The sequence below is a fragment of the Arthrobacter sp. Y3223151 genome (assembly GCF_059091125.1).
The window spans coordinates 1-11,179 of the sequence record NZ_JBNHGI010000023.1 but is presented as its reverse complement, the minus strand read 5'-3'; the positions used below and the strand labels follow the sequence as shown (position 1 = coordinate 11,179).

General features: G+C 68.8%; 7 protein-coding genes. 1 reads left to right on the top strand and 6 read right to left on the bottom strand.

Annotated features, from left to right (window positions below; genetic code table 11):
• Positions 1-296 precede the first annotated feature (296 nt).
• Positions 297-2,342: a M3 family metallopeptidase gene (locus AC5RUP_RS17015; protein ID WP_494158787.1), complete on the top strand. Its 2,046-nt coding sequence runs from the start codon at positions 297-299 to the stop codon at positions 2,340-2,342.
• A gap of 89 nt (positions 2,343-2,431) precedes the next feature.
• On the opposite strand, the gene pdxS is transcribed toward AC5RUP_RS17015, so the two are convergent.
• From pdxS to AC5RUP_RS16985, 6 genes are all read right to left on the bottom strand, one after another.
• Complete coding sequence (gene pdxS / locus AC5RUP_RS17010) at positions 2,432-3,346, bottom strand: pyridoxal 5'-phosphate synthase lyase subunit PdxS (protein ID WP_494069107.1); 915 nt, start codon at positions 3,344-3,346, stop codon at positions 2,432-2,434.
• A 123-nt stretch (positions 3,347-3,469) separates the two neighbouring features.
• Positions 3,470-4,081, bottom strand: a complete 612-nt coding sequence (gene pgsA / locus AC5RUP_RS17005; RefSeq protein WP_494131585.1) for a phosphatidylinositol phosphate synthase — start codon at positions 4,079-4,081, stop codon at positions 3,470-3,472.
• A gap of 7 nt (positions 4,082-4,088) precedes the next feature.
• A complete protein-coding gene (locus AC5RUP_RS17000; RefSeq protein ID WP_494154659.1) occupies positions 4,089-4,667 on the bottom strand; it encodes an HIT family protein in 579 nt (192 codons plus the stop codon).
• Positions 4,668-4,669: 2 nt separating this feature from the next.
• Positions 4,670-6,682 (bottom strand): threonine--tRNA ligase, encoded by a 2,013-nt coding sequence (gene thrS, locus AC5RUP_RS16995; protein ID WP_494092937.1) that lies wholly within the window; start codon positions 6,680-6,682, stop codon positions 4,670-4,672.
• A 158-nt stretch (positions 6,683-6,840) separates the two neighbouring features.
• On the bottom strand, positions 6,841-10,461 hold the full coding sequence (locus AC5RUP_RS16990) for a DNA polymerase III subunit alpha (protein WP_494158786.1): 3,621 nt from the start codon (positions 10,459-10,461) through the stop codon (positions 6,841-6,843).
• Between the two features lie 99 nt (positions 10,462-10,560).
• Positions 10,561-10,875 (bottom strand): DUF6504 family protein, encoded by a 315-nt coding sequence (locus AC5RUP_RS16985; protein WP_493977563.1) that lies wholly within the window; start codon positions 10,873-10,875, stop codon positions 10,561-10,563.
• Between the last annotated feature and the right edge of the window lie 304 nt (positions 10,876-11,179).

The following is an 11,179-nucleotide window of genomic DNA, read 5'->3' as shown; positions in this document are numbered from 1 at the left end:
GGCGCCGCCGCCGAGCCGGTGACGGGCGGCCCGGCGGCCTCCCGCCCCGGGCCGCAGCCGGCCAGCAGCAGGGCCGCGATGGCCAACGCCGCCGCCGCCCTTGCGGGAGTCCGCGGCACCGCTGCCCGGTGAAGGCGTCTGCCCGGTTTCCGCACCGGGGAACCCGTCGGGCCCTCGGGCGGCTGCCTGTTCATGCCGCAAGTGTAAGTCCGGTCGTGCCGTGCCTCACGGCGGCGCGTCGACGTGCCCGCGGCCGGTACGGCGGGGACACCGGGTGCCCGTGGCAGAGTGGTGGCATGGCCAACCCCTTCCTGGAACCCAGTCTCCTCCCCTATGAGCTGCCCGATTTCGCCGCGATCCGTCCCGAACACTATCCGGAAGCGTTCGAGGCCGGGTTCCGCGAGCAGCTGGCGGAAGTCGAGGCAATCGCGGCCAATCCGGCACCGGCGACGTTCGAGAACACCGCCGTCGCCTTCGAACGGTCCGGCCGCACGCTGTACCGGGTGAGCGCCGTGCTGGACAACTTCGCCGCCGCCGACGCCACCGACGACGTGATGGAGCTGCAGCAGCGGATGGCCCCGCAACGGGCCGCCCACCGTGACAACATCTATCTGCATGCGGCGCTCTACCGGCGGGTCTCGGCTGTCGACGAAGCCGCCGAAGGCCTCGAGGGCGAAGACCTGCGTTTGCTCACCGAGCTGCGCAAGAGGTTCCGCCGGGCCGGCGCCCAGCTTCCCCCGGCGGAGCAGGAGCGGCTGCGCGCCATGAACGTGGAACTGTCGGAGCTGGACGCGGAGTACTCGCGGGAACTGCTGGCCGCCGGCAATGCCGCCGCGGTACATGTCACCGACCGCGCACAACTGGCCGGGCTCGCCGACGACGACCTGGCCGCCGCCGAACTCGCGGCGCGGGACGCCGGTTACGCCGCCGGATGGCTGCTGGCCCTGACCCTGCCAACCGCCCAGCCGGCGCTGGAAACCCTCACCGACCGCGGCACCCGCCGCCGCCTGCATGAGGCATCGGTGAACCGCGGCGAAGCGGGCCACCGGACGCTGGAGCTGGCGGCCCGCACGGCGGAGCTGCGGGCCGAGCGGGCGGCGCTGCTCGGCTTCGCCAATCATGCCGAGTATGTGCTGGACGGGCAGACGGCGCCCTCGCTCGCGGCCGTGCAGGACATGCTGGCGCGGCTGGTCCCGCCGGCTGTCGCCAACGCCCGCGCCGAGGCGGAGATTCTCGCCGAGGCGGCCGGCCAACCCCTCGAGCCGTGGGACTGGGCCTACTATGCGGAGCTTGTGCGCCGCCGCGACTACAGCGTGGACCTGGCCGGGCTGCGGCAGTACTTCGAGCTCGAACGCGTGCTCGCCGACGGCGTCTTCTTCGCCGCCAACCGGTTGTACGGGCTGCGGTTCGAGGCCCGGCCGGACCTCGCCGCCTATCATCCGCAGGCCCGGATCTGGGAAGTGATGGACGACGACGGCGCCCGGCTCGGCCTGTTCATCGGCGACTTCCATACCCGGGACACGAAGAACGGCGGCGCCTGGATGGATTCGCTGGTCGAGCAGTCCCACCTGCTGGGACAGCGCGCCGTCGTGATGAACAACCTGAACATCCCGCAGCCCGCACCCGGCGAGCCGGCCCTGCTCAGCTACGACAACGTGGTGACGCTTTTCCACGAGTTCGGCCATGCGCTGCACGGCCTGCTGTCCCGGGTGAAGTACCCCAGCCTCTCGGGCACCAACGTGCCCCGGGACTTCGTGGAGTACCCGTCGCAGGTCAATGAAATGTGGATGCTGGAGCCGGAGGTCGCCGGCAACTACGCCAGGCACCACCTGACCGGCGAGCCGCTGCCGCGGGAGGTGGTGGACCGCATCAAGGCCGCGCAGCTGTGGGGCGAAGGCTTTGCCACCACGGAGTACCTGGCCGCGTGCGTGCTCGACCTGGCGTGGCACAGCCTGGCCGCCGGGCAGCGGGTCGAGGATCCGCTGGCCTTCGAACGGCGGGCACTGGCCGACGCCGGAATCGACCTGCCCCTGGTCCCGCCGCGCTACCGCACCGGCTACTTCAAGCACATCTTCGCCGGCGGCTACGCGGCGGGCTACTACTCCTACCTGTGGAGCGAAATCTTCGACGCCGACACGGTCGCCTGGTTCGGCGAAAACGGCGGACTCCGGCGCGGCAACGGAGACCGCTTCCGCCGCGAACTGCTCTCGCGGGGCAACAGCATGGACCCGCTGCAGGCCTACCGGACCTTCCGCGGCCGGGACGCCGACCTCGCGCCGCTGCTGGCCCGGCGCGGCCTCGACCGGGACAGCACCCCGGCCGTCCGCGGGGACGTCCCATAACGGCGGCCCGGGAAACGCCGGCCCCCGGAAACGGCAGACGCCCGGTCCCGCACCTTCGTGCGGGACCGGGCGTTCGCCGTCGTCGGTATTTACCAGCCGCGCTCGGCGAGGCGGTGCGGCTGCGGGATCTCGTCCACGTTGATGCCGACCATGGCCTCGCCCAGGCCGCGCGAGACCTTGGCGATGACGTCCGGGTCGTCGTGGAAGGTTGTGGCCTTGACGATCGCGGCGGCGCGCTCGGCCGGGTTGCCGGACTTGAAGATGCCGGAACCGACGAACACGCCGTCGGCGCCCAGCTGCATCATCATCGCGGCGTCGGCCGGGGTGGCGATGCCGCCGGCGGTGAACAGCACCACGGGCAGCTTGCCGGTGGCGGCGATTTCCTTGACCAGTTCGTACGGGGCCTGCAGTTCCTTCGCGGCCACGTACAGTTCGTCTTCGGGCATCGCCGACAGGCGCTTGATCTCGGAGCGGATCTGGCGCATGTGGCCGGTGGCGTTGGAGACGTCGCCGGTGCCGGCCTCGCCCTTGGAGCGGATCATGGCCGCGCCCTCGTTGATGCGGCGCAGGGCCTCGCCCAGGTTGGTGGCGCCGCAGACGAAGGGAACCGTGAAGTTCCACTTGTCGATGTGGTTGGTGTAGTCGGCCGGGGTCAGCACCTCGGACTCGTCGATGTAATCCACGCCGAGGGACTGCAGCACCTGCGCCTCGACGAAGTGGCCGATGCGGGCCTTGGCCATCACCGGGATGGAGACGGCTTCGATGATGCCGTCCACCATGTCCGGATCGCTCATCCGGGACACGCCGCCCTGGGCGCGGATATCCGCCGGAACGCGTTCAAGGGCCATCACGGCCACGGCACCGGCGTCTTCGGCGATGCGGGCCTGTTCGGGAGTCACGACGTCCATGATGACGCCGCCCTTCAACATCTCGGCCATGCCCCGCTTGACGCGGCTGCTGCCGGTCACGGGCGCGTGAGTTGAAGTTTCTTCACTGCTGGACACTAAAAGCCCCTAGGAGTCGGTAGGAAACGTACATCTCATCATACGTCCGGCCCGGTGCGCGGGGTCACCCATGACGTAACCTTCCTGGCGGCCCGCGGGCCGCCAGGAAGGTGCGGGGGCGGATCAGGCGGTTTGCTGGGTCTGACGGTAGACGGCCATGATCCGCTGGGCCACGGTCAGCAGGCTGGCGGCGGCCAGCAGCACCAGGACCACCAGCAGGACCACCTCCGGCAGGCCCAGCCCGGTCAGGCCGGTGAAGACCAGGACGGATACCAGGCGCTCGGAGCGTTCGGCCAGGCCCACCGCGGCGGTACAGCCCAGCGACTCGGCCTTGGCCCGGGCATAGGAGACCAGCGAGCCGAGCAGCAGGCATACGAGCGCGGAGACGGCGATGGCGGTGTTCCCTCCGCCGGTGAAGAACCAGATGGCCACGCCGGCGAACACCGCGCCGTCGGCCAGCCGGTCGAGGGTGGAATCCAGGAAGTTGCCCCAGCGGCTGTTGCGCTCCAGCATGCGCGCCATCAAGCCGTCCACCATGTCGGAGAAGACGAACGCCGTGATGAAGACCGTTCCCCAGAACAGCTCCCCCAGCGGGTAGAACACGAGCGCCCCCACGGAGACCCCGAGGGTGCCCACAATGGTGACGGCGTCGGGCGAGACGCCCATCCGGATCAGGGCACGGGCCAGCGGCGTGAACAGCTTTCCAAAGAATCCGCGCGCGTACTTGTTGAGCATCGCCGCGCTACCGTGCCGGCCAGGCTTGGGCTACCTGCTTGCGGACCTCGTCGAGGGTCTCGGTGATCGCCTTGGTCTGCGCGATGATCGGGAAGAAGTTCCCGTCGCCGCCCCACCTGGGCACCACGTGCTGGTGCAGGTGCGCCGCCACCCCGGCGCCCCCGGCTTCGCCCTGGTTCATGCCCAGGTTGAAGCCGCTGGGGTTCGCCACCTTCCGCAGGACCCGCATCGCCGTCTGGGTCAGCTCGGCGAACTCGGCGGTCTCCTCCGCGGTGATGTCGGTGTAGTCGGGCACGTGGCGGTACGGGCAGACCAGCAGGTGCCCGGGGTTGTACGGAAACAGGTTGAGCACCACGTAGGCGAACTCGCCGCGGTGGACGATCAGCGATTCCTCGTCGGGGCGGGCCGGAGCCACGCAGAACGGGCACTCGTCCTTGTTCTTGAACTGGCCCTGGCCGCCCTTGACGTAGGCCATGCGGTGCGGGGTCCAGAGCCGCTGGAAGGCATCCGGCACGCCGGGCAGCTCAAAGGCGTCCGTCACCCCGTCGCCGGTCCGGTCGGTCATGGCTTCGGTCGTCTCGGCCATCGTCAGTTGCCGCGCCTGGCGGCGGCCTGCACGATCCGGGACACGGCCTCGTCCACCGGGATGCCGTTGTCCTGGCTGCCGTCGCGGAAGCGGAAGGACACGGCTCCGGCCTCGGCGTCCTCGCCGCCGGCGATCAGCACGAACGGAACCTTGTCCTTGCTGGCGGTCCGGATCTTCTTCGGGAAGCGGTCCGAGCCCAGGTCGGCCTCGGCGCGGATGCCCTGGGCGCGCAGCTTGGCCACGATCTCCAGCATGTAGTCGTTGAACGCCTCCGCCACCGGGATGCCGACCACCTGGACCGGGGCGAGCCACGCCGGGAAGGCGCCGGCGTAGTGTTCGATCAGCAGGCCCATGAAGCGCTCTACCGACCCGAACAGGGCGCGGTGGATCATGACGGGGCGCTGGCGGCTGCCGTCGGCCGCCTGGTATTCGAGTTCGAACCGTTCCGGCAGGTTGAAGTCCAGCTGGATGGTGGACATCTGCCAGGTGCGGCCGATCGCGTCGCGCGCCTGTACCGAAATCTTGGGGCCGTAGAAGGCCGCTCCGCCCGGGTCCGGCACCAGTTCCAGGCCGGATGCCTCGGCGACCTCGGCCAGGGTGCGGGTGGCCTCGTCCCACACCTCCTCGGAGCCAACGTACTTCTCCGGGTCCTTGGTGGAGAGCTCCAGAAAGAAGTCGTCGAGCCCGTAGTCCTTGAGCAGGTCCAGCACGAAGTTGAGCGTGGTGGTCAGCTCGTCCTTCATCTGCTCGCGGGTGCAGTAGATGTGGGCGTCGTCCTGGGTCATGCCGCGCACGCGGGTCAGGCCGTGGACCACGCCGGACTTTTCGTAGCGGTAGACGGAGCCGAATTCGAACATCCGGAGCGGCAGCTCGCGGTAGGACCGGCCGCGCGAGCGGAAGATCAGGTTGTGCATCGGGCAGTTCATCGGCTTCAGGTAGTAGTCCTGGCCGGGCTTGACGACCTCGTTGGTTTCGGGGTCGCGGGTCTCGTCCACATGCATGGGCGGGAACATCCCGTCCCGGTACCAGTCCAGGTGGCCGGAGACCTCGTACAGGTTGCTCTTGGTGATGTGCGGGGTGTAGACGAATTCGTACCCCGCCTCGGTGTGCCGCTGCCGTGAGTAATCCTCCATCGCCTTGCGGACGATGCCGCCCTTCGGGTGGAAGACGGGCAGGCCGGAGCCGAGTTCATCCGGGAAGGAGAACAGGTCCAGTTCGGCGCCCACCCGGCGGTGGTCGCGGCGCTCCGCCTCGGCCAGCCGCTCCTGGTAGGCCTTCAGGTCTTCCTTGGTGGGCCAGGCGGTGCCGTAGATCCGCTGCAGCTGCTTGTTCTTTTCGTTGCCCCGCCAGTAGGCGGCGGCCGAGCGGGTGAGCGCATAGGCGTTGGAGATCAGCTTGGTGTTGGGCAGGTGCGGCCCGCGGCAGAGGTCCTTCCAGACCACTTCGCCGCTCTTGGCGTCCACGTTGTCGTAAATGGTCAGTTCGCCGGCGCCCACTTCGATGCTGGCGCCCTCGCCGGCCTCGTCGGAGTGGCCCTTGAGCCCGATCAGCTCCTCCTTGTACGGCTCCCCCGCCATCTCGGCGAGCGCTTCGGTCTCGGAGACGGCGCGGCGGACGAAGCGCTGGTTGGAGTTGACGATCTTGAGCATCATCTTCTCCAGCTGCTTCAGGTCCTCCGGGGTGAAGGGCTCATCGACGTCGAAGTCGAAGTAGAAACCGTCGGTGATGTACGGGCCGATCCCGAGCTTGGAGTCCTTCCGCAGCTGCTGGACGGCCTGGGCCATCACGTGCGCGGTGGAGTGGCGCAGCACGTTGAGTCCGTCGGGAGAGTCGATGGTCACGGCTTCGACCTTGGCCCCGGCCGGGATCGGCTGGTCCAGGTCCTTCAGTTCGCCGTCGACGCGGACGACGACGACCTCCCGCCGGGCGCCGTAAAGGTCGGCTCCCGTCGTGCCCTCGGTCACCTGGTTCTCTTCGCCGTCGACGATGAGGGTGATGTTCTGGGGCGCTGACACAGAGGTCTCCTTATGGTGGATGTAAGCCGTTACTGCAGCGACATACTTGGGCGCTGCAAGCCTCTACGATCGTATCCGCTGACGCGAAGCCCGACCAACACCGCCGCGGCAGGGATGCGCGCCCGCTGGGTGCCGGCGAGCCGCCTCAGGCCGGCCGATCACCCTGCCCGGTTCCCGTGGCTTCCGGCCAGCCGGGACCCGGCCGGGACGCGGTGATCCAGTCCTTCCGCGGCCATGCGGCGGGCAAGTTCGGCAGTTCCAAGCTTTTCCGGGCGGGCGGCGCCCCTGCCAGCCGCCGGTGCTGCCGTCCCCCGCCCTGCCGCCGGTGCTGCCGTCCCGCGTCCTGCCGCCGGTGCTGCCGTCCCGCGTCCTGCCGCGGCCCCGGCAGGAACAGGGCGCCCCGGCAGCGGCAGGCTGGCGGTGTCCGAAAGGTCCCATGCCTCCAGCGCCTGCAGCCCGATTCCCCGGGGGCCGGTCCGCCGGGTGAGGCCGCGGATGAGCAGCATCTCGGTGCCGAACAGCAGCGGGCCGGAGCGTTCCTGGGCTTCCTGGAAGAAGGTGGCGTCCACGCAGCCGGTGCCGTCGTCCACGCTGATGAATACCACCCGCCGGCCGCCGCGCATGGGCGGTGTCTGGGTGGCCACACGGATGCCGGCCACCATCACTTCGCTCCCGTTGCGCAGGTGCAGCAGGTCCTGGGCCCGGGTGACTCCGAGTTGGGCCAGCAGCGGAGCGTAGCTCTCCATCAGGTGGGAGCTGGCGTCGATCGAGAGGAGGTCCAGTTCGGTGCGCACCTTGTCCACCGTGGTCGGTTCCGGGAAGACCGGGACCAGATGGCGCAGCTCCAGGTCCCCCAGCGGCAGGGACAACTGGCCCTCGGTGGGCTGGTAGCGCTGGGGAACCGGGCGGGTGTCCGGCTGGTCCAGATGGTAGACCAGATCCGTCCGGCTGGCCGCCCGGCCGCCGCGCTGGCCGGTCCTGCGGTTCAGCTCGTCGAAGGCGCCCAGCTGGGCCAGGCGCTTGAGCGCGGGTTTGCCGACCTTGGCCCGCGCGCGCAGGTCGGCCAGCGATTCGTACGGCTGTCCGGCGACGATGCGTTTGAGCTCGGCCGCCGAGAGCCCGTAGATGCCGGTCAGGCTAAGCCGAATCCCCAGCTTTTCGCCGGAGGCGGCGGGAACGCGTTCCACCTGGTAGCGGTCCGTGCTGCGGTTGATGTCCAGCGGCAGGATCGGGATGCCCAGCCGCCGCGCCTCGGCCACCAGCAGGCGCAGCGGGTACATTCCCGGATCGTGCTGCCACAGCCCGGCCAGGAACGCCTCGGGGTGGTGGGCCTTCAGCCAGGCCGTCTGGTAGGTGGGCACGGCGAAGGCTGCCCCGTGGGCTTTGCAGAAGCCAAAGCTGCCAAAGGACTTCAGCGTGCCCCACACCGTGTCGACCACCTCCGGCGGATATCCCCGGCCCAGCGAGGCGCTGCGGAAGTATTCCTCCACCGCGGGTTCGGCTTCCTCGTTGCCCAGCAGCCGGCGGAATTCGTCCGCCTTGGCCAGTCCGCAGCCGGTGAAGACGTCGAAGGTCCGCAGGACCTGTTCGTGGAAGATCGTGACGCCGTGGGTTTCCTTCAGGACCGGAATCAAATCGGGGTGCGGGAAGCGCTCCGGCGCCCAGCCATGGCGGTGTTCCAGGAACGGCCGGACCATATCCGATTGCATCGGGCCCGGGCGGAACAGCGAAATGTCGATAATCAGGTCGTTGAAGTCCCGCGGGGCCATCTTGCCCACCAGCTCCCGCTGGCCCGGCGATTCGATCTGGAAGCATCCCAGGGTGTGGGTGCTGCGGATCAGCTCGTAGGTCGGCTCGTCGTCCAGCGGGACCTGTTCCAGGTTGATGGTCCCGTCCGCGGCAATGTAGTCGGGCCCGGTTCCGTCCCCGCCCACCGGGTGCCGGCCGGCTGCCGTGACAGCGTCCTTGTCCGGATGGATGCGGGCTATTTCCTTGAGCGCGTAGGCGATGGAACTTTGCATCCGCACGCCCAGCACGTCCAGCTTGAGCATGCCCATCGGGTCCATGTCGTGTTTGTCGAACTGGCTCATCGGCAGCCCCAGCCCGCTTGGCTGGGTAGGGGTGCGGTCCAAGAGCGAGCTGTCGCCCAGGATCACCCCGCAGGGGTGCATGGAGATATGCCGGGGCAGCCGGTCCAGCCGTTCGGTCAGATCCACCAGCAGGTCCAGCTGCTGGTTCTGCTCCACCTGGGCGGAAAACGCGCGCAGCTCCGGCTTCTCCGCCATCGCCTCACGGAACTGGCGCGCGGAGAATCGCCAGAGCTGTTTGGCGATGCCCGAAATCTCCTCCTCCGGCAGGCCCAGCGCCAAGCCGGCGTCGCGGACCGCCCCGCGGGCACGGTAACCGTTCTGCATGCTCATCAGGGTGACCCGCTGGCTGCCGAATCGGTCGAAGATCTTTTGATAGACGTTGTGCCGCTCTGCGCTTTCCACATCGATGTCGATGTCCGGCAGGGTGGAACGGTCCTGGGAGAGGAAGCGTTCGAAGATCAGCCCGTGGTCCAGGGGGTTCACGTGGCTGATGTAGAGCAGGTAGTTCACCAGGCTCGAGGCACCCGACCCCCGGGCCGCGGCGCGCACGCCCATCCCGGTGATCATGCGCGACACTTCGGCCACCGTCAGGAAGTAGGAGGCGAAGCCCAGCCGCGAGATGATGCCCAGCTCATGGGCCAGCCGGTCCCGCAGTTTTTTCTCCGCCCGTCCGGACATCCCGCCAAACCGTTCCGCGATGCCGGTTTCGCAGCGCTGGACCAGCTCGGCCACGGGATCCCCGTCGATCCCGATGACGGAGGCTTCGGGGACCACCGGGCGCTTGAACCCCATGTCCTCGTATGGATCCATGCGGCACCGGTCGGCCACCGCTTCCGTCGTCGCCAGCAGGCGGATGACGTCCTTGCTTCCGCCGCCGGCTGCCTGCACGATTTCCCGCGCCAGGGCCTGCATCCGGTCGGGGGATTTCAACCAGCCCTGGGCGCTCGGCTGCAGATCCGGCAGCTTGGACAAGGCTGTCAGCGCCCTCGCCGAGTCCAGCACATCGGCAGTGGCGGCGCCGTCCTCTTCGCAGTAGCGCACGGCGTTGGTCAGCACTGCGGGAAGATTCAGCTCCCCGGCCAGGTTAAGCATCCGCACCGCGTGGGCGGTACTGAGGTTCTCCCCCGGGGCACTCAGGTGGGAGACGATTTCCACTGCCAGCGACCCGGCCGGCAGTCCGCTGCGCCAGCGTCCGGCCAACCGGCGGGCTTCGGCGTAGCTGCGGCGGCGCAGCGCCTGTCCGACGTCGGAAAAAGGGCCGAGCAGCACCGTCAGGGCAGGTTCGCCGTCCAAAATACCGGCATGCCGGGCGAGTTGATCCACCGTCACGCCGGGCGTCCGGCGGCTGCCGGCACGCCCGCGGGCAGCCGTGCCGGCATGGGCTTCAGAGATCAGGCGGCAGAGCGCATGGTAGCCCCTGCCCTGGTTCCCGCCGTGGGCCAGCACCACAACGCGGCCGGTGTCCCGGCCGCCGCCGTCTTGGACGGCCAGGTCCACGCCGACTATCGGATCCATCCCCGTGGCCAGGCATGCCTTCAGGTGCTTGACCGTCCCGTAGAGGCCGTCCCGGTCGGTGCAGGCCAAGGCGTCGGCTCCGAAGGAAGCGGCCGCTGCGGCCAGTTCCTCCGGCCAGGAGACACCGTAGTGGGCACTGTACGCCGTGGACACGTGCAGGTGGGTAAAGCTCATGGACATTCCAAACAACGGTTGGGTCTCAGGATCGGCATCCGGCGGACTGCCGGGGCGAACCGGGGGCTGGGAGAAAGGCCGGCGGAAACCGCGGTGCCGTCAGGCGCTCAGCTCCCGGACGGCATCATGGACGCGGATCAGGCGCCAGCGTCCGGTATCCACCTGATGGGAAAGGTCCAGGGTGCGGATCTGCGACCGGCCATTCAGCCGCGCCTGCACCCGCCAGATCTCATGGTCCACCAGCCCCGCGCCCCTGCCCCGTTCCGCACGCAGTTCCTCCGCCCACCATTTGCGGCGTTCGTACCAACGCACCGGTTCCGCGACGATCCGGTAGCTCCTGCCCTGCCAGCGCAGCCGGAGCGGCTGTCCGGCAGGGGAACACACAACGTCAACTGCTTCACTGAAAACACCCATGTCCCAGTCGCCTTTCATCTGGACAACGGGTCATAATCCCCGGCGAGCGCCCCTGCCTACTCGCCCGCCGAAGAACTTGACCCTCTTATTCTATTCGAATATGTATTCGAATCCAAGATCAAGCGTAGGTTCGGGCACTGACAAAATCGGGCCGCCCCACGACGGCTGCCCAGCGTGCCGCAGAGTACGGCGGCCAAGGAGCCTAGCTGTATTGACCTGAGAGGTTGGGTACGCGGCTGGCCGGTGGCTGACCTTTGAGTGAGGTGTGCCCGCGGTGGAAATTGTAGACGTGAAGCCAGCCGGC

Bases quoted from the DNA above. Each gene is read 5' to 3' on its own strand.
- AC5RUP_RS17015 (WP_494158787.1), top strand. From the start codon at position 297: ATGGCCAACCCCTTCCTGGAACCCAGTCTCCTCCCCTATGAGCTGCCC.
- AC5RUP_RS16985 (WP_493977563.1), bottom strand. From the start codon at position 10,875: ATGGGTGTTTTCAGTGAAGCAGTTGACGTTGTGTGTTCCCCTGCCGGA.
- pgsA (WP_494131585.1), bottom strand. From the start codon at position 4,081: ATGCTCAACAAGTACGCGCGCGGATTCTTTGGAAAGCTGTTCACGCCG.
- AC5RUP_RS17000 (WP_494154659.1), bottom strand. From the start codon at position 4,667: ATGGCCGAGACGACCGAAGCCATGACCGACCGGACCGGCGACGGGGTG.
- AC5RUP_RS16990 (WP_494158786.1), bottom strand. From the start codon at position 10,461: ATGAGCTTTACCCACCTGCACGTGTCCACGGCGTACAGTGCCCACTAC.